Annotated in this window: 12 protein-coding genes, 2 tRNA genes, 2 rRNA genes and 1 pseudogene (1 of these 17 only partly in view); 9 read left to right on the top strand and 8 right to left on the bottom strand. The window is 63.7% G+C overall.

Annotation, left to right across the window (positions count from 1 at the left end; all coding sequences use genetic code 11):
- Position 1 precedes the first annotated feature (1 nt).
- On the bottom strand, positions 2–1261 hold the full coding sequence (locus K369_RS23485; RefSeq protein WP_036296868.1) for a GNAT family N-acetyltransferase: 1260 nt from the start codon (positions 1259–1261) through the stop codon (positions 2–4).
- A gap of 330 nt (positions 1262–1591) precedes the next feature.
- Between K369_RS23485 and dxs the strand changes: the two genes are divergently transcribed.
- The gene (gene dxs, locus K369_RS23480; RefSeq protein ID WP_036296597.1) at positions 1592–3523 is read left to right on the top strand and encodes a 1-deoxy-D-xylulose-5-phosphate synthase; all 1932 of its coding nucleotides are present in this window, start codon (positions 1592–1594) and stop codon (positions 3521–3523) included.
- A 213-nt stretch (positions 3524–3736) separates the two neighbouring features.
- On the opposite strand, the gene K369_RS23475 is transcribed toward dxs, so the two are convergent.
- The gene (locus K369_RS23475) at positions 3737–4210 is read right to left on the bottom strand and encodes a hypothetical protein (protein WP_018264153.1); all 474 of its coding nucleotides are present in this window, start codon (positions 4208–4210) and stop codon (positions 3737–3739) included.
- A 166-nt stretch (positions 4211–4376) separates the two neighbouring features.
- On the opposite strand from K369_RS23475, the gene K369_RS23470 reads away from it, so the two are divergent.
- On the top strand, positions 4377–5552 hold the full coding sequence (locus K369_RS23470; protein ID WP_036296593.1) for a lytic murein transglycosylase: 1176 nt from the start codon (positions 4377–4379) through the stop codon (positions 5550–5552).
- Positions 5553–5639: 87 nt separating this feature from the next.
- Here K369_RS23470 and K369_RS23465 read toward each other — a convergent pair whose 3' ends face one another.
- Complete coding sequence (locus K369_RS23465; protein ID WP_036296590.1) at positions 5640–6965, bottom strand: dihydroorotase; 1326 nt, start codon at positions 6963–6965, stop codon at positions 5640–5642.
- Positions 6966–7131: 166 nt separating this feature from the next.
- Here K369_RS23465 and K369_RS23460 point away from each other — a divergent pair, with 166 nt between their 5' ends.
- Complete coding sequence (locus K369_RS23460; RefSeq protein WP_036296587.1) at positions 7132–7974, top strand: folate-binding protein YgfZ; 843 nt, start codon at positions 7132–7134, stop codon at positions 7972–7974.
- Between the two features lie 96 nt (positions 7975–8070).
- Here the strand turns inward: K369_RS23460 and K369_RS23455 are convergent, their stop codons facing one another.
- Complete coding sequence (locus K369_RS23455; protein WP_245278307.1) at positions 8071–8643, bottom strand: hypothetical protein; 573 nt, start codon at positions 8641–8643, stop codon at positions 8071–8073.
- Positions 8644–8818: 175 nt separating this feature from the next.
- On the opposite strand from K369_RS23455, the gene sppA reads away from it, so the two are divergent.
- The 6 genes and pseudogenes from sppA (at position 8819) to istB (ending at position 13841) form a co-directional block, all read left to right on the top strand.
- On the top strand, positions 8819–9793 hold the full coding sequence (gene sppA, locus K369_RS23450; protein ID WP_036296580.1) for a signal peptide peptidase SppA: 975 nt from the start codon (positions 8819–8821) through the stop codon (positions 9791–9793).
- A gap of 43 nt (positions 9794–9836) precedes the next feature.
- Complete coding sequence (ihfB, locus tag K369_RS23445) at positions 9837–10124, top strand: integration host factor subunit beta (protein ID WP_018264144.1); 288 nt, start codon at positions 9837–9839, stop codon at positions 10122–10124.
- Positions 10125–10160: 36 nt separating this feature from the next.
- Positions 10161–10511, top strand: a complete 351-nt coding sequence (locus K369_RS23440; protein WP_036296577.1) for a lipopolysaccharide assembly protein LapA domain-containing protein — start codon at positions 10161–10163, stop codon at positions 10509–10511.
- Positions 10512–10595: 84 nt separating this feature from the next.
- Positions 10596–10671 (top strand) — tRNA-Thr (locus K369_RS23435).
- A gap of 942 nt (positions 10672–11613) precedes the next feature.
- Positions 11614–13180: pseudogene (istA, locus tag K369_RS23425) on the top strand (IS21 family transposase).
- Positions 13113–13841 (top strand): IS21-like element helper ATPase IstB, encoded by a 729-nt coding sequence (gene istB / locus K369_RS23420; protein ID WP_024882319.1) that lies wholly within the window; start codon positions 13113–13115, stop codon positions 13839–13841. The pseudogene istA and the gene istB overlap by 68 nt, the downstream one beginning before the upstream one ends.
- Before the next feature lie 465 nt (positions 13842–14306).
- Here the strand turns inward: istB and K369_RS23415 are convergent, their stop codons facing one another.
- From K369_RS23415 to K369_RS23400, 4 genes are all read right to left on the bottom strand, one after another.
- The gene (locus K369_RS23415) at positions 14307–14789 is read right to left on the bottom strand and encodes a hypothetical protein (protein ID WP_036296571.1); all 483 of its coding nucleotides are present in this window, start codon (positions 14787–14789) and stop codon (positions 14307–14309) included.
- Between the two features lie 127 nt (positions 14790–14916).
- Positions 14917–14993, bottom strand: a tRNA-Met gene (locus K369_RS23410).
- Between the two features lie 139 nt (positions 14994–15132).
- Positions 15133–15247: ribosomal RNA gene (gene rrf, locus K369_RS23405) — 5S ribosomal RNA — on the bottom strand.
- Between the two features lie 84 nt (positions 15248–15331).
- Positions 15332–17791, bottom strand: a 23S ribosomal RNA gene (locus K369_RS23400) (it continues 394 nt past the right edge of the window).

Genomic DNA, 17791 nt, shown 5'->3' with positions numbered 1-17791 from the left:
CTCACCGCTTGCGGCTCAGCACGCGATGATAGAGCCGCTTCGCCGTCTCGCGCAAACGCCGCCGCCAGACTTCCTTGGCGTGCGCCTCGGCGAATTGCGTGACGCCGTCGGTCTTCGCCTGAACCATCAGATCGCAGACGACGAGACGATCCGGCCAGCAGCGCTCGATCATATAGTGGCCGGGAATGGCGCAGGAATCGGTGATCGCCATATCGGCGCGCTCCGATTGCGTCTCGGTTATGGCGTAGACGAGCTGCACGCCGGGCGCCTGGGCGCGCAGGCTCTCGTCATAGGCGATCTTCCAGAAATAGGAGCGCGCGCCGCTCTCGATGACGACGCCCATGGCGATCGGCTTGCCGGCGAGCTCGAGGCTGTGAATGCGAATCTTGCCCTCGCGCGCCAGCAGACGGGTCGCGCTGCGCACGAAAGTGGCGAGCGAGGGATGGCCGAGCAGCGCGCCGCGCTCCGCCTTCCAGCCGCTGGCCTCGAGCGCCAGAAAATCCTCCGTCGCGCGCGGAATCTCGGCCGGCGTCGAATAGACGACGCGCTTCAGCTCGCCGGCCTCCTCCAGGCGGCGGCGGCGGCGGCGCATCTCGCTCAGCGCCTTGCGCGAGGAGGTGCGCGTCCACACTTCCTCCGGATCGCCGCCAGCGAGCAGAGCGGCGCGCTCATGCCGATCGAGCACGCGCCAGTCGCGGCCGGTGGCGCGCGCGGCGCGGGTGAAGGCGGCGAAGACCGGCCCGCTCATCGGCGTCATGGGAATGAGCACGGCGCCCGCGCCGAAGCGGCTGCCGGCGAACCAGTCGAGAATGGCGGCGGCCGCCTCCTCAGCGCATTCGCGATCGAGCAGCGGGGTCGCCAGCGCGGCTTGCTTGTGCAGCCAGCCGCGCGCCGTCGCCGCGCCGAGCGAGAAGCCGGGCGCGACGATGGGAAACAGCGCGACCAGCCGCCGCGCGCCCTGAAGGCCGGCCCGCCGCCAGACGGCGACGAAGAGCGGACGCGATTTCGCCGGGAAATGCCGCGCCGCCGGAAGCGCGAAGCCGGGCTCCAAAAATCCATTGGGCTCGATGGCGCGCGACACGAGCTCGGCCCAATCGCGGACGTGGGCGCTCATCCGCTCGACGTCGAGCGCCTCCGTCTCCAGCGATCCGTTCGTCATGACGCCTTCGCGGCCGGCCGCGCTCTGCTCGGCGGCTCTCGAAGGGCCGGGAAGGCTGCCCAGAAACGCCGACCTATTGATCCAAAATGGCGTGGTGGCCATGATTCGCCCCTCGTCGATGTCAGTTTCGCCCAGGTCCGACGCCATTGCGAGACGAATCACGTCGACCGCGCCGGGCGCTTCAAGAGCGAGGCCAACGCTGCGGGCGTCGCCGCCGCTCTAAAGCCTGTGGGAAATTTGTCACATGAGAGATAAATATTTGGGGAACAAAGGGATCGGAAGAGAGACCGTGCTGCTGCGCGGTTGCGCGCGCGCTTCCTCCCGTGCCAGAGTGACACTGCCGAGGTCCGGCATTTGCCGGATGTGGCGGACCCGCTATATGAGATCACCTGCGGTCGAGTCCCTCGGCCCGTCCAGACCAGAGTAGGCGCTTTGACGACTTCGAAGACCCCCCTTCTCGACCGGATCGAAACGCCGCAGGATCTGCGCAAGCTGCAGCCCGGCCAGCTCCGCCAGCTGGCCGACGAGCTGCGCCGCGAGACGATCGACGCGGTTTCCGTCACTGGTGGGCATTTGGGCGCCGGGCTCGGCGTCGTCGAGCTGACCGTCGCGCTGCATTACGTCTTCGACACGCCGAACGACAAGATCGTCTGGGACGTCGGCCACCAGACCTACCCGCACAAGATTCTGACCGGCCGCCGCGACCGCATTCGCACGCTGCGCCAGGGCAAGGGGCTCGCCGGCTTCACCAAGCGCGCCGAGAGCGAATATGACGCCTTCGGCGCCGGCCACTCCTCCACCTCCATCTCGGCCGGCCTCGGCATGGCGGTGGCGCGCGATCTCTCCGGCGGCTCCAATCACGTCGTCGCGGTGATCGGCGACAGCGCCATTTCGGCGGGCATGGCCTATGAGGCGATGAACAACGCCGGCGCGCTCGATTCCCGCCTCATCGTCATTCTCAACGACAATGACATGTCGATCGCGCCGCCGACCGGCGCCATGTCGGCCTATCTCGCCCGGCTCGTCTCCGGCGGCGCCTTCCGCACGCTGCGCGAGACCGCCAAGCAGCTCGCCCGCCATCTGCCGCATTTCCTCTATGAGAAAGCGCGCAAGGCGGAGGAATTCTCCCGCAGCTTCATCACCGGCGGCGGGACCATGTTCGAGGAGCTCGGCTTTTATTATGTCGGGCCGATCGACGGGCATAATCTCGAGCATCTTCTGCCCGTGCTGACCAATGTGCGCGACAAGGACGACGGCCCGGTGCTGGTCCATGTGGTGACGCAAAAGGGCAAGGGCTATGGCCCGGCCGAGGCCGCGGCGGATCGCTATCACGGCGTCAACCGTTTCGACGTGCTGACCGGCGCGCAGGACAAGCCCAAGGCCAACGCCCCCTCCTACACCAGCGTCTTCGCCAAGACCCTGGTGGCCGAGGCCGAGCGCGACGACAAGATCGTCGCCATCACCGCGGCCATGCCCGCCGGCACAGGGCTCGATCTGTTCGAAAAGGCCTTCCCGGACCGCATGTTCGACGTGGCCATCGCCGAGCAGCACGCCGTGACCTTCGCCGCCGGCCTCGCCTGCGAGGGCTATAAGCCCTTCTGCGCGCTCTATTCCACCTTCCTGCAGCGCGGCTACGACCAGCTCGTGCATGACGTCGCGATCCAGCATCTGCCGGTTCGCTTCGCCATCGACCGTGCCGGCCTCGTCGGCGCCGACGGCCCCACGCACGCCGGCGCTTTCGACATCGCCTATCTCGCCTGCCTGCCGGGCATGGTGATCATGTCGCCTGCGGACGAGGCCGAGCTGGTCCATATGGTGGCGACCTCCGCCGCCTTCGACGAAGGCCCGATCGCTTTCCGCTATCCGCGCGGCGAGGGCGTCGGCGTCGAGCTGCCGCAGCGCGGCGAGATTTTGGAGATCGGCCGCGGCCGCGTGATCCGCGAGGGCTCGAAAGTGGCGATCCTCTCGCTCGGCACGCGGCTCGCCGATGCGCTGACGGCGGCCAAGGAGCTTTCCGGCCGCGGCATTTCAACGACGGTCGCGGACGCTCGCTTCGCCAAGCCGCTCGACCGCGATCTGCTGCTACGCCTCGCCGCCAATCACGAGGTCCTCATCACGATAGAGGAAGGCTCGATCGGCGGCTTCGGCTCACAGGCCTTCCAAGTCCTGTCTGAGCATGGCGCGCTGGACGGCGCGCGCGGGACGTTCAAGTTCCGCTCGATGATCCTGCCCGATCTCTATATCGACCATGACAAGCAGGACATCATGCTCGCCCGCGCCGGCCTCGACGCCCGCGCCGTCGTCGCCAAGGCGCTGGAGGCGCTCGGCGACGAGCGCGGCGCCGCCCGCGCGCTGATCGCCTGACGCGCGTTCTCCTTCTCCCACTCGTGGGAGAAGGTGGCCCTCGCGTCAGCGAGGGTCGGATGAGGGTCCGTCAGGACGCTCGAAATCTCGTCGCGATCTGAATTTTTCCCGTGAATTACGATGAGTCGCGCCCTTCTCGGCGCGCCCTCATCCGACCCCGCTTCGCGGGGCCACCTTCTCCCTCGAGTGGGAGAAGGAGATTTCCGCCCTTTTTTACTGCTTGTAGGTGACGCCGTCGGGGCCTTTCCAGCCGTCGCCGTCGGCGTAGAAGCGATATTCCTCGTCGAAGGCGATCGTCTCGCCGGGGGCCACAAATTGCTTGCCCTTGGGATCGCTGCTGCGCGGCGCGGTCACATAATGCTTGCTCGACGAGCAGCCCTCGGGAAACTTGCCGGCGTCGTCCGGCTTGCATTCGAGATTGGCGCCGTCGGGAAACTGCACCGAGGCGTTGAAGAACAGCTCGAAGCCTTTCTCCCCGGTGGCGTGCATCTCCAGACGCTCGGTCATCGTCTGCTTGAAGGAGAGAATTTTTCCGGGCTTGTCGAAGCGCTGCTTCAGCAGATTGTCGAAAATCTGCCGCGCATTGGCTTCGGTCGGATCGGGACAGCCGAACCAGCAGATGGCGGCGGCGCGGTCGATGGTGAGCGGCGCGACGACGAGCGTCAGCGCGAGCAGTCTGCGAAGCATGGGGTTCCTCTTTTTGTCTGGTGTCGCGCCGCATTCGGGCCGGGCGTCGTCGCCGCCCGTCTCCGCGCGGGCTTGGGCCTCAAATTAGCCGATCTCCGCGCCGAAATGAACCGAAACGGACGATCGCGGCAACGAAGCAGTAACCATAGGTTCCTAGCATCCGCTCATGAAGATCTCGCATAAGCTCCCGGCAGTCCTCGCCCTTCTTCTCTGCGCCGCGCCGGCGCGCGCCGATTTCGCCTCCTGCCTCGCCGGCCTGCGCCATGCGGCGGCCGGCGCGGGCGTCTCGCAGCGCGTCATCGACAGCGCGACCAATGGGCTCGAGCCCAATGACGCGCCGAGCTTCATGGACAAGCAGCCCGAGTTCAAGACGCCGATCTGGGACTATATCGCCGGCCTCGTCGATGAGGAGCGCGTCGAGGAAGGCCGCGCGATGATGCAGCGCCACGCCTCCGCCCTGCATGCAGCGGAGCAGCGTTACGGCGTCGATCCGGCGACGGTGGTGGCGGTCTGGGGCGTCGAATCGGATTTCGGCAAGAATTTCGGCAAGCGCAGCGTGGTGCAATCGCTGGCGACGCTCGTCTGCGAGGCGCCGCGCCGCAATGATTACTTCAAAGGCGAGTTCATCGCCGCGCTGAAGATTTTGCAGAGCGGCGACATTGCGCCGGAGGAGTTCAACGGCTCCTGGGCCGGCGCCTTCGGCCATACGCAATTCATGCCCTCCACCTTCCTCTCCACGGCGGTCGATCTCGACGGCGACGGACGCCGCAATATCGCCAGCTCGGCGGCCGATTCGCTCGGCAGCACAGCGAATTTCCTGCGCAAGGCGGGCTGGCGGCCGGGCCTGCGCTGGGGCTTCGAGGTGAGCGTTCCCGCGGGCTATAGCGGCCCCTCCGGCCGCACGACGCGGCAGCCCATGTCGGCTTGGGGCGCGCGTGGGATCACGCGGCTCGACGGCGGCGGATTGGGCGAAGGCCAAGCGGCGCTGCTGCTGCCGGCCGGCCGCAACGGCCCGGCCTTTCTGGTGACGCACAACTTCGACGCCATTTATTCCTACAACGCCGCCGAATCTTACGCGCTGGCGATCGCCGTGCTGTCGGACCAGCTGCGCGGGCGTCCGGGCATTCAAACGCCCTGGCCGACCGACGATCCCGGCCTCTCCCGCGCCGAGCGCCGCGAGATGCAGGCGCTGCTCAACCGCCAGGGCTACGCCGTAGGCGAGCCGGATGGCGTGATCGGAACCAAGACCAAGGAAGCCATCGCCGACTTTCAGAGCCGCGCGGGGCTGAAGGCGGATGGCAGGGCGGGCAAGAAGACGCTGGACGCGCTGCGGGGGCGGTGACGCTCAGGGCGCATACGCTCGCAAATACATAGCGAATCTCGACGCGCGTCCCCTTCTCCCGCTCGCGGGAGAAGGGAGCGCCTGGCATCACAACGCCTGCTGAAACCGTATCGGCGCGCCGCGCGAGGGCGAGACCAGCTCGCCCTCCCACATCACCCGCGCGCCGCGAATGATCGTTCCGATGGGCCAGCCTGTGACCTCCACCCCGTCATAAGGCGTCCAGCCGCAGCGCGAGGCGATCCAGCTGTTGCGGATGGTCTCGCGGCGCTTCAGATCGACCACGGTGAGATCGGCGTCATAACCCACGGCGACGCGGCCTTTGCCGGCGAGGCCGAAGAGGCGCGCCGGCCCGGCGCTGGTGAGGTCCACGAAGCGCTGCAATGTCAGCCGGCCGGAATTCACATGGTCCAGCATAGTCGGCACCAGTGTCTGCACGCCAGTCATGCCGGACGGGCTCTCGGGATAGGGCTTGGCCTTCTCCTCGAGCGTATGCGGCGCATGGTCGGAGCCGAGCACGTCGACGATTCCCTGCGTCACGCCACGCCAAATCCCCTCACGATGGCGCGCGTCGCGCACCGGCGGATTCATCTGCACGAGCGTGCCGAGCCGCAGATAGTCTTGCGCATCGAGCGTGAGATGATGCGGCGTCGCCTCGACGCTGGCGATATCCTTGTGGCGGGCGAGAAATTCGATCTCCTCCTCCGTCGAAATATGCAGCACATGGACGAGCGCGCCCTTCTCGCGGGCGATGCGCAGCAGCCGCTCGGTGGAGCGCAGCGCGACGATCTCGTCCCGCCAGACCGGATGCGAGGTCGGGTCGCCCGGAACGCGCAGCGGCTTGCGCTCCTCGAGGCGATACTCGTCCTCGCTGTGGAAGGCGGCGCGGCGGCGCGTCTTGGAGAGAATTTCGCCGACCCCGGCGTCGTCGGCGACCAGCAGCGAGCCGGTGGACGAGCCCATGAAAACCTTTATCCCCGCCGCGCCGGGCAGGCGCTCGAGCTCGGGAATATCTTTCGCATTCTCATGCGTGCCGCCGACCCAAAAGGCGAAATCGCAATGCGCGCGGCCCGAGGCGCGCGCCACCTTGTCGGCGAGCTCGGCGGCGCCCGTGGTCAGCGGCTTGGTGTTGGGCATTTCGAAGACCGCCACGACGCCGCCGAGCACGGCGGCGCGCGTTCCGGTCTCCAAATCCTCCTTATGGGTGGGGCCGGGCTCGCGAAAATGCACCTGCGTGTCGATGACGCCCGGCAATATATGAAGGCCCGCGCAATCGATCCGCTCGCCGGCCGAGGCTTGCGCGAGATCGCCGATCTCGGCGATCTTGCCGTCGCGCAGCCCGATATCGCGCGGCGCGACGCCGTCCTGGTTGACGAGCGTCCCGCCGGCGAGAATCATGTCGAATGTCTTGGGCATGGCTGGCGCCTCGCTTGCAGGTGTCGCCCGGATAGTGGAGTTTCGACGCGAACGGGGCGTCGCCCTTTCGAAACGATCTAGCGCAGATTGGCGCGGGCCGGAACCCGCCCTGCGCTCGCGAGAGGCGCCTGTCGGTTCGCCGACCTCATTTGGAGCACATCGGACAATGACCAGCGCCACACTTCTCTCGGACCGGGGCGTCGTCGAGGTCGCCGGCCCCGACGCCGCCAAATATCTGCATGGAATTCTCACGCAGAATGTGAAGACCATAGAGGCGGGCGAGCTGCGCTTTGCGGCGCTGCTCACGCCGCAAGGCAAGATCATCGTCGATTTCTTCATCTTCGCCCGCGTCGGCGAGGACGGACTCGTGCTGCTGCTCGATTGCGCCTCCAATATGGTGGAGACGTTGCTCGACCGTCTGAAATTCTACAAGCTGCGCGCCGCCGTGACGCTCACCGACCGCAGCGCCGATTACGCCAGCGTCGCCTTCCCCGAGGCGACCGCCAAGCCGGCGATCGACGCCATCGCCCTCAGCCCAGACCCCCGCGCGGAGAGCCTCGGCTGGCGCGGCCTCGTGACGCGCGAGATCGCCGGAACGCTCGCCACCGCGCCGCGCGACGCCTATGACGCCAAGCGCATCGCCGCCGCCGCGCCCGAGGGCGGCCTCGATTTCGTCTATGGCGACGCTTTTCCGCATGAAGCGAATATGGATCGCCTCGCCGGCGTCGACTTCAAAAAGGGCTGCTTCCTCGGCCAGGAGGTGGTCTCGCGCATGAAGCACCGCGGCCCGGTGAGGAAGCGCGTCGCCACTTTCCACGCCGAGGGCGCGGCCCCGGCGCCGGGCACGACGATCAAGGCCGGCGAGGTGGAAATCGGCGTCACCGGCTCGGCCGTGGGCGGCGAAGGTCTGGCGCTGATCCGTCTCGACCGTCTGGCTGACGCCAAGGCCGGCGGCTCCACGCCGCTCGCCAATGGCGTGCCGCTGGAATTCACTGTGGTGGAAGGCTGAGCCGCAATTCCACCCTCCCTTTCAGGGGGGAAGGTGGGCCGGCGATAGGCCGGACGGGGTGAGGTTCACGCGGAGACTCGGGGCGGCCCGTCGCGGTCAGGCGGCCTGCCTCTTCTTCAGCGCGACATAGCCGAAGCGTCCGCCGACGCCCGCCACCAGCAGGCCGAAGAAGACGTAGGCATAGAATTCCGTATTGTCGATCAGCCCCACGGTGAAATGGTGGCGGCCGACATATTCCTTCGCGCCATCGTCGCTCGACAGGCGGGCGTAGAGCGCATATTTGCCCGCCGTCTGAATATTGACGTCGAAATTGACCATGCCATTGCGAAACTTCTGCAAGGGCACGCGCAGCACAGTGTCGCTCTCGGCCGGCTCGCCATCGCCTTCGACATCCCGAACGACGCGAATATCCCAATTCATCTCGCGCAGTTCGGCGTCCGGCGCGTCCAGCGCGATCACCGTCGCGCCGGTGTCGGGAAGCACGTCGCAGACGCGATCTATGTTCTTCTTGGGCTGCATGGCGACGAATTTCATCGCCTTGCCGGCGCCGAGCGCAACGGGGCACTCGGGATCATAATAATGCCAGCCGGCCGCCTTCGCCGCGGGGGCGGAAAAAGCGGCGCCGACGAGGGCGAGCGCGACAGCGAGACGCGAACAAAGGCGAGGCAAGACCAATTTCCCTATGCTCCCCGAGGCTTCCATCTGCGCCGAAACTGCAATTTTTTATGCGATTTTGCAATTCCATCGATCGAACGGCGCGAATGCGCGCGGCCGATTCCCTCCCGGCGCGAAACAGGCTAGTCTCGCAGTGTCGCGCCCCTTTCTGTCGAGCCCGAGCCCCGGCATGTCGCTTCCCAATGAATATCTGATCGATCGTCGCCGCCTTCGCCGCAAGCTCGGCTATTGGCGTGTTCTGGCCGTGGTCGCGGTCGCCCTCGCCGGTCTCGCGGCCTTCGCGCGATTCGGCGAAGGCGGGCCGAGCCCGGCCGCCAAGCTGTCGCCCCATATCGCCCGCCTGTCGATCAGCGGCCTCATCACCGGCGACAAGGCGACGCTCGATCTCATCAAATCGATCGGCGAATCACATGCGAGCGCCGTGCTGCTGAATATCGACAGCCCCGGCGGCACCACGACCGGCTCCGAGAAGCTCCATGACGAGCTGCGCCGCCTCGCCGAGAAAAAGCCCATGGTCGCCGTCGTCGGGACGCTCGCCGCCTCTGGCGCCTATATCGCCGCAATCGCCTCCGACGAGATTTTCGCGCAAGGCAATTCGATCGTCGGCTCGATCGGCGTGCTGTTCCAATTCCCCAATGTCTCGCGCCTGCTCGACACTGTGGGCGTGAAGGTGGAGGAGGTGAAATCCTCCCCGCTGAAGGCCGCGCCCAATGGGCTGGAGCCCACCAGCGACGCCGCGCGCGAGGCCATCGCCGCGCTCGTCACCGATTCCTACGACTGGTTCAAGCAGCTGGTGAAGGACCGCCGCAAGCTCACCGACGAGGAGCTCGCCAAAGTCTCGGACGGCCGCGTCTTCACCGGCCGCCAGAGCCTGCCGCTGAAGCTCATCGACAAGCTCGGCGGCGAGCGCGAGGCGATCGAATGGCTGGAGGCCAATAAGGGCGTCGCCAAAAAGCTGCCGGTGCGCGACTGGAAAGAAAAGAGCACGCTGGAAAAGCTCGGCCTCGTCGATTCGATGGCGTCCGTGTCGCGGACGCTGGGGCTTTCGGCCTTCGCCGACGCGCTGGAGCGCGCCGGCCTTCTCGCGCAGCAAGGGCTGCTTGACGGTATGGTCGCGATTTGGCACGCTCCCACGCCCGATTGATGCTCCGATCGATGCGGTCAAGTCGGCAGAACTGGAACGTCGCATGATCAAATCAGAACTCATCCAAAGAATTGCCGCCCGCAATGGGCATCTCTATCAGCGCGACGTCGAGACGATCGTCAGCACGATTCTCGACGAGATCACACTGGCGCTCGCGCGCGGCGACCGGGTCGAGCTGCGCGGCTTCGGCGCCTTCTCGGTGAAGCGGCGAGAGGCCCGCACAGGTCGCAATCCGCGCACCGGCGAGCAAGTCTCGGTGGAGGAGAAATCCGTGCCCTTCTTCAAGACGGGCAAGGAAATGCGCGAGCGGCTGAACGACGCCCACGGCTGACCCTTCATAGGGCGGCGGACGAAGTAGGAAGGTGACATGAGATCGGTTCTGCGCATTCTCGTCTTTGTTCCGCTGGGGCTGGTGTTCTTATATTTCGCGGTGGCGAATCGCGGGCCGGTGAAGATTTTCCTGGACCCGTTTCCGGGCGCGGGCGAGAGCGGGCCGTCTTTCGAGGCGCCGCTCTATCTCGTGGTTCTGGCGGCGATCGCGCTGGGCGTGCTGGCGGGCGGCCTGTCGTCCTGGGTGGCGCATGGCCGCTATCGCCGCGCCGCCAAGGCCGCGCGCGCCGACGCCAAAAAGGCCCGTTCCGAGGCGGATCAGTTGCGCGGCCAGGCGCTGGCGAGCCTTTCGCCGGCGCCTGGCCGCTCTTCTCGCAACGAGCTTTGACGAACAAGGCCGTAGGCGCTTGAAAAACCCATTCGGCGCCGCTAAGAGGAACGCCTCGGACGAGCCACGGCCCGTCCACGAAATGCCGCAATAGCTCAGCTGGTAGAGCACATCATTCGTAATGATGGGGTCGGGGGTTCGAATCCCTCTTGCGGCACCAGTGCCCTAGCGCACTAAAACACCCCAATAATCCAATGTCTTAGAGAAGCAGCTCGGAGCCTTTGTGCCCTAGAGCGGGCCGTTTTTGTGCCCTAAATCTTCACGTCTCTCCCTCGCCGCTTTGCCGCGGAGAACCACACCACGCCCTTAGAAATGACACCGAGCGCTGTAGCGTTATGGCCCCCAAAAATGTGCCACAAATTTTCGAGAGCCTATCACCAGTTGCCAGCGCGCTGTTTCCCCCGTGCCGGCCGCCGGGTGGCCCTCGCGCCTCGCCCCGTCGACCGCTCTCCGGCTCGCCATCGAGCGCACTGGGATTGACCGCTGTGGCGAAGGACCTGGGGTTGCCAACATGCGGGAGCGGCCATCGGTCGGGCCGAGCACAGAGCCGTAGCCTGCCGCCTTGCCAACAGACAGGCCGCGTGCGAGTCTGAGGGCGTTTTCACGGGAGCGGTTATCCACATGTTTCGTGTCGCACACCCAGCGCTGGGGCTGTGTCTTCTTGTTGCGCAAGTAGGAGGGGCGGGGGCCGCCCCCGTTATCGATCCATTCATAGAGAGGACCGCGGCCTATTACGCGCGCGGCTTCCAATGTGCTGTCCGGCGACAGGACGCTTACGCGGCCTATGCTTGGGCTACTGAACAAACGAAGATGCACGCACAGGCACAGAGACAGAGCGATAAGCGAGCATTCGCCTTCGCGCTTGACTATGGGATGAAGCTCATAGGGCAGGACGTGCGCAAACTCATTGACGCGGATTGCGCTCAATACCCGGAAATGCCGAACCGCTGAGAAGGGCCAGAAGTCCCTACCCCTCAATCATGCGTGTTATTCGGCGTGCAAGTTTGACCCCCATACGAGGGGAATCGGCGTTGAAAATTGACCCCCTCTGGTGAAGTCCGGACAGTCCGCCCGTTTTGGTTGAAACGGCGGGTGGTGGGGGATGTTGATTGTGGAGACGATCGGACGAATCCGTCGCGAACATTTCGTCAAGGGCAAGACGATCAAGGAGATCGCTCGCGATCTGGGCATTTCACGGAACACGGTCCGCAAGGCGCTGCGGTCGGAGGCAACGTCCTTCGCTTACGAGCGCGACAATCAGCCGTTTCCCAAGCTCGGGCCTTGGTCGGACAAGCTCGATGAGGTTCTCGCGGAGAACGAGAAGAAGGCGCCGCGCGAGCGGCTAACCCTGATCCGTATTTTCGAAGATCTGAGCGGCCTGGGCTACGCGGGCGGCTATGACGCTGTGCGTCGCTACTCGCGCAAATGGCGCAGCGAGCAAGGCGCGGCGACGGCGGCCGCCTATGTGCCGTTGAGCTTCGAGCCGGGCGAAGCCTACCAGTTCGACTGGAGCCACGAGATCGTTGTGCTCGACGGCGTGACGACGACCGTGAAGGTGGCGCACATGCGTCTGTGCCACAGCCGCATGCCTTTCGTTCGCGCCTATCCGCGTGAGACGCAGGAGATGGTTTTCGACGCGCATGATCGCGCCTTTACCTTCTTCAGGGGCGCCTGCACGCGCGGCATCTACGACAATATGAAGACGGCGGTGGAGACGATCTTCGTCGGCAAGGAGCGCAAGTTCAATCGTCGCTTCGCGCAAATGTGCAGCCATCATCTCGTCGAGCCGGTCGCCTGCACGCCAGCGTCCGGCTGGGAGAAAGGCCAGGTCGAAAATCAAGTCGGCCTGGCGCGGGAGCGGTTCTTCACGCCGCGCCTGCGGTTCAAGACCTACGACGATATGAACGCCTGGCTTCTCGATAAATGCGTCACCTACGCCAAGGCTCATCCGCATCCGGAAATCGCGGACAAGACGGTCTGGGAGGCATTCGAAGAAGAGCGCCCGAAGCTCGTTCCGCTGCGCGGGCGGTTCGACGGATTCCACGAGCTGACCGCGTCGGTGTCGAAGACTTGCCTCGTGCGCTTCGACAACAATAAATACTCGGTCAATGCGAGCGCCGTCGGCGCCCCGGTCGAGATCCACGCCTACGCCGACCGCATCGTCTTCCGCCAAAAAGGGCGGGTGGTCGCCGAACATGCTCGGGCCTTCGGGCGCGGCGCGACGATCTTCGATCCCTGGCATTATGTGCCAGTTCTCGCGCGCAAGCCCGGCGCGCTACGGAACGGCGCGCCGTTCAAGGACTGGGTGTTGCCGGGAGCGATCGAGCGCGTGCGGCGCAAGCTCGCCGGCAGCAATGATGGCGATCGACAGATGGTCAAGGTTCTGGCCGCCGTCGTCGAGGACGGATTGACCGCGGTGGAAGCCGCCTGCGCGGAGGCGCTCGGCCAAGGCGTCCATTCCGCCGACGTCATTCTCAACATTCTCGCCCGCCGGCGCGAGCCGCCGCCCCCGCCGACGATCCCGACGCCCGAGTCGTTGATGCTGCTGCACATGCCGCTCGCCGACTGCGCCCGCTATGATCAATTGAGGAGAACAGGCTGATGGAACGCACCAAGCTCTTCGATCTCATGGGAGAGCTCAAGCTCTTCGGCATGAGGAACGCCTATGACGAGGTGATGTCGAGTGGCATAAAGAGGCAGCATGAGCCGCCACGCATCGTCGGCGATCTTCTCGAGGCGGAAATCGCCGAAAAGCACGCGCGCTCCATCAAATATCAGATGACGATCGCCAAATTGCCGCTGGCGAAGGACTTCGACGGCTTCCAGTTCAACGGTACGCCGATCAATGAAGGGTTGGTGCGCGATCTCTCGAACGGCGGCTTCCTCGACCAACAACGTAATTGTGTTTTCGTCGGTGGAACCGGTACGGGGAAGAGCCATCTTTCGATAGCGATTGCAAGAAATTGCATTCGCGCTGGAAAACGCGGCCGCTTCTTCAACACCGTCGAACTCGTCACCAGGCTCGAGACCGAAGCGCGAGGAGGTCGTCAGGGACGCTTCGCGGAATATCTCACGAGAATGGACTTCATCATACTCGACGAGCTCGGCTACTTGCCCTTCGCGCAATCTGGCGGACAATTGCTCTTCCATCTGATCAGCCGGCTCTACGAACGCACCTCTATCATCATCACTACCAATCTCGCATTCGGCGAATGGCCGAGCGTGTTCGGCGACGCGAAAATGACCAGCGCGCTGCTCGATCGCCTCACCCACCATTGCGACATCGTCGAGACCGGCAACGAAAGCTGGCGCTTCAAGAACCGCGCCTGACGCTTCCCGATCACATCGCGAACCGAAACGCACTCGCCCCGGCTGCGCAACCCCGCCAGCTCCGCCGGGGCGAGCGCTCGCGTTCCGCCCTACGCCAAAAGGGGGTCAATTTTGAACGCCGATCGGGGGTCAATTTTCGATGCCGATTGACAGCCATATCCTCGAAACCGGAAACGACAGCTTCCGGTTCAAGGACAGCTCGGCGAAGGCGGACAAACCATCAAAGGAGTAGATCGAAACTTGACGACCGACTGACCCGCAAGCCATCTTCAACCCGGGTCAGTTCTCAATGGAAATCCTGGGTCAAATCTCGACGGAAATCGACAAGGCGCCTGCCCTTCGCGTGAAACTTGAAAGGCATGGTCCGCTCCCGTCGTAAAAACCGGAAGCATGTTTGCCCCAGCATTCCTTAAAATCCCGGATCACGGGGTATCCCTGCACCAAGCTCGCGCGATGAAGCGCCGGTCACTCCCGGCGCGTCGCGTCATAGGCGAGACGCGAGCGGGCCTCGCCCCAAGCGGTCGTGACGCGCCGCGCGATCCAGCGCGTCAGCCGGCCATGCTCGTCGCGCAGAAGCGAAGGCGTCCGGCGCAGGCGCACGCCTTCGCGCGGAACCTCCTCGTCGAAAAGGTCGAAAGGCTTCGGCGCGAGCATGCGTCCCCTCGCCTGATCTTCCTTCTCGAAGGTTCCCTTGCGCAGGAAGAACCCCCCGGCGCCGCCTTTGGGAACCGGAACCATCGGAATCCAGTAATCGGGCGGCAGGGTTTCGAGCGTCCAGGCGTAATCCGCGCCGGCTTGGGGTTTTGCGGGGAGCGGGAGCGCCGGCTCCTCGAGGCTGCGGTCGCGCGCGAGGCCGTCGGCGCCCTCGACGCTGCGCTCCACCGCCCAGACAACATTGGCCGTCTCGTCGCGCGCGAAGACGACCTCCTCGCGGGCCGGCCCCTCCAACGCCGCGCGCCGAGAGGGATTCGAACTTCAGCAAAATGCGCATTTCAACTGTGAAACATAGCTCCACTACAACGCGAGAAACCGCCCCGATGATCAGATCGGGGCGGTGATTGATTTATGTAAGAAGTGGTTGCGGGGACAGGATTTGAACCTGTGACCTTCAGGTTATGAGCCTGACGAGCTACCGGGCTGCTCCACCCCGCGCCAAGGACGTCGGCCCTCTTATGGGAGAGGGCTGGAAGACGAGAAAGGGGAGTGGGGAAAGGCGAATAGAGATCGTCTACTCGCTTTTCGCCACTCCCCATTCGCACATCGTGGAAAAGGAAACTTTTGCCCTTTGCAGGCCTGGCGACGACCTACTCTCCCAGGTCTTGAGACATAGTACCATTGGCGCTGAAGCGTTTGACGGCCGAGTTCGGGATGGGATCGGGTCTGATCGCTCCGCCGAGGCCACCAGGCCGGCAAAGGGCAAGAATGAAGCAAACTGTGATTGGTCTTTCGATCGCGTCCATCTTTGGGGAGATGGGCATGGATTAATGAGAACGATCAAGCCGATCGAGCTATTAGTACCGGTAAGCTCCGCGCGTCGCCGCGCTTCCACACCCGGCCTATCGACGTGGTCGTCTTCCACGGCTCTCGAGGGAGAACTCGTTTCGAGGTGGGTTTCCCGCTTAGATGCATTCAGCGGTTATCCCGTCCATACATAGCTACCCTGCACTGCGGCTGGCGCCACAACAGGTCCACCAGAGGTATGTTCATCCCGGTCCTCTCGTACTAGGGACAAATCCTCTCAATTCTCCGACACCCACGGCAGATAGGGACCGAACTGTCTCACGACGTTCTGAACCCAGCTCACGTACCACTTTAATCGGCGAACAGCCGAACCCTTGGGACCTTCTCCAGCCCCAGGATGTGATGAGCCGACATCGAGGTGCCAAACAACCCCGTCGATATGGACTCTTGGGGGTTATCAGCCTGTTATCCCCGGCGTACCTTTTATCCGTTGAGCGATGGCCCTTCCACGAGGGACCACCGGATCACTATGACCGACTTTCGTCTCTGCTCGACTTGTCTGTCTCGCAGTCAGGCAGGCTTATGCCATTGCACTCGACGAGCGATTTCCGACCGCTCTGAGCCCACCATCGCGCGCCTCCGTTACTCTTTGGGAGGCGACCGCCCCAGTCAAACTGCCTACCATGCACTGTCCCGGCCCCGGATGACGGAGCGCGGTTAGACATCCATGACGATAAGGGTGGTATTTCAAGGGTGGCTCCACACGAGCTGGCGCCCATGCTTCAACGCCTACCACCTATCCTACACATGCCGACACGAATGCCAGTGCAAAGTTACAGTAAAGGTGCACGGGGTCTTTCCGTCTGACCGCAGGAACCCCGCATCTTCACGGGGAATTCAATTTCACTGAGCTGACGCTGGAGACAGCGGGGAAGTCATTACGCCATTCGTGCAGGTCGGAACTTACCCGACAAGGAATTTCGCTACCTTAGGACCGTTATATTTACGGCCGCCGTTTACCGGGGCTTCAATTCAGAGCTTGCACTCCTCCTCTTAACCTTCCGGCACCGGGCAGGCGTCAGACCCTATACGTCATCTTGCGATTTCGCAGAGCCCTGTGTTTTTGGTAAACAGTTGCCACCCCCTGGTCTGTGCCCCTCCCGCCCGCTTGCGCGAACGGAAGGCCTCCTTATTCCGAAGTTACGGAGGTAAATTGCCGAGTTCCTTCAGCGTCATTCTCTCAAGCGCCTTGGTATACTCTACCTGTCCACCTGTGTCGGTTTCGGGTACGGTCTGATGCAGGGGCTATTTCCTGGCGCGGGTTCACCGCCCGGACAATCCAGTAAGTCCGAACGATTTACCCCACGCGTCACCACCTGCTGGCCCACGATTATTAACGTGGTTCCCATCGACTACGCCTTTCGGCCTCGCCTTAGGGGCCGGCTAACCCTGCGAAGATTAACTTTACGCAGGAACCCTTGGACTTTCGGCGACACTGTCTTTCACAGTGTTTCTCGTTACTCATGTCAGCATTCGCACTTCCGATACCTCCAGGATGCCTCACGGCTGTCCCTTCACGGGCTTACGGAACGCTCCGCTACCGCTCACCTTGCGGTGAGCCCAAAGCTTCGGCTCGTGGCTTGAGCCCCGGTACATCTTCGGCGCGGAAACCCTTATTTAGACCAGTGAGCTGTTACGCTTTCTTTAAAGGATGGCTGCTTCTAAGCCAACCTCCTGGTTGTTTTGGGATTTCTACATCCTTTCCCACTTAGCCACGAATTGGGGGCCTTAGCTGTTGGTCTGGGTTGTTTCCCTCTCCACAATGGACGTTAGCACCCACTGTGTGTCTCCCGCATAGTACTTCCAGGTATTCGGAGTTTGGTTAGGTTTGGTAAGTCTGTGGGACCCCCTAGCCCATCCAGTGCTCTACCCCCTGGAGTATTCGTGCGAGGCGCTACCTAAATAGCTTTCGCGGAGAACCAGCTATTTCCGAGTTTGTTTGGCCTTTCACCCCTAACCACAAGTCATCCGAGTCTATTTCAACAGACACCGGTTCGGTCCTCCAGTGCATGTTACTGCACCTTCAACCTGCTCATGGCTAGATCACTCGGTTTCGGGTCTAAAGCAACGAACTGAACGCCCTGTTCAGACTCGCTTTCGCTGCGCCTACGCCTATCGGCTTAAGCTTGCTCGTTACTTTAAGTCGCTGACCCATTATACAAAAGGTACGCAGTCACCCAGGACGAACCTTGGGCTCCTACTGTTTGTAGGTATCCGGTTTCAGGAACTGTTTCACTCCCCTCGTCGGGGTGCTTTTCACCTTTCCCTCACGGTACTGGTTCACTATCGGTCGCTGAGGAGTACTTAGGCTTGGAGAGTGGTCTCCCCATCTTCAGACAGGATTGCACGTGTCCCGCCCTACTCATGTCTCTTGTGCTTCGAAATCCATACGGGGCTATCACCCACTACGGCCCGACTTTCCAATCGGT

Source organism: Methylosinus sp. PW1, assembly GCF_000745215.1.
GTDB lineage: Bacteria > Pseudomonadota > Alphaproteobacteria > Rhizobiales > Beijerinckiaceae > Methylosinus.
Note: the sequence above shows the minus strand (reverse complement) of the source record. Positions and strands in the feature narration are given on the sequence as shown.

What these genes read in the sequence shown, in the direction of transcription:
- K369_RS23440 (WP_036296577.1), top strand. Translation starts at nt 10,161, where the DNA reads ATGAGATCGGTTCTGCGCATTCTCGTCTTTGTTCCGCTGGGGCTGGTG.
- istB (WP_024882319.1), top strand. Translation starts at nt 13,113, where the DNA reads ATGGAACGCACCAAGCTCTTCGATCTCATGGGAGAGCTCAAGCTCTTC.
- ihfB (WP_018264144.1), top strand. Translation starts at nt 9,837, where the DNA reads ATGATCAAATCAGAACTCATCCAAAGAATTGCCGCCCGCAATGGGCAT.
- K369_RS23475 (WP_018264153.1), bottom strand. Translation starts at nt 4,210, where the DNA reads ATGCTTCGCAGACTGCTCGCGCTGACGCTCGTCGTCGCGCCGCTCACC.
- K369_RS23465 (WP_036296590.1), bottom strand. Translation starts at nt 6,965, where the DNA reads ATGCCCAAGACATTCGACATGATTCTCGCCGGCGGGACGCTCGTCAAC.
- K369_RS23485 (WP_036296868.1), bottom strand. Translation starts at nt 1,261, where the DNA reads ATGGCCACCACGCCATTTTGGATCAATAGGTCGGCGTTTCTGGGCAGC.
- K369_RS23470 (WP_036296593.1), top strand. Translation starts at nt 4,377, where the DNA reads ATGAAGATCTCGCATAAGCTCCCGGCAGTCCTCGCCCTTCTTCTCTGC.
- K369_RS23460 (WP_036296587.1), top strand. Translation starts at nt 7,132, where the DNA reads ATGACCAGCGCCACACTTCTCTCGGACCGGGGCGTCGTCGAGGTCGCC.
- sppA (WP_036296580.1), top strand. Translation starts at nt 8,819, where the DNA reads ATGTCGCTTCCCAATGAATATCTGATCGATCGTCGCCGCCTTCGCCGC.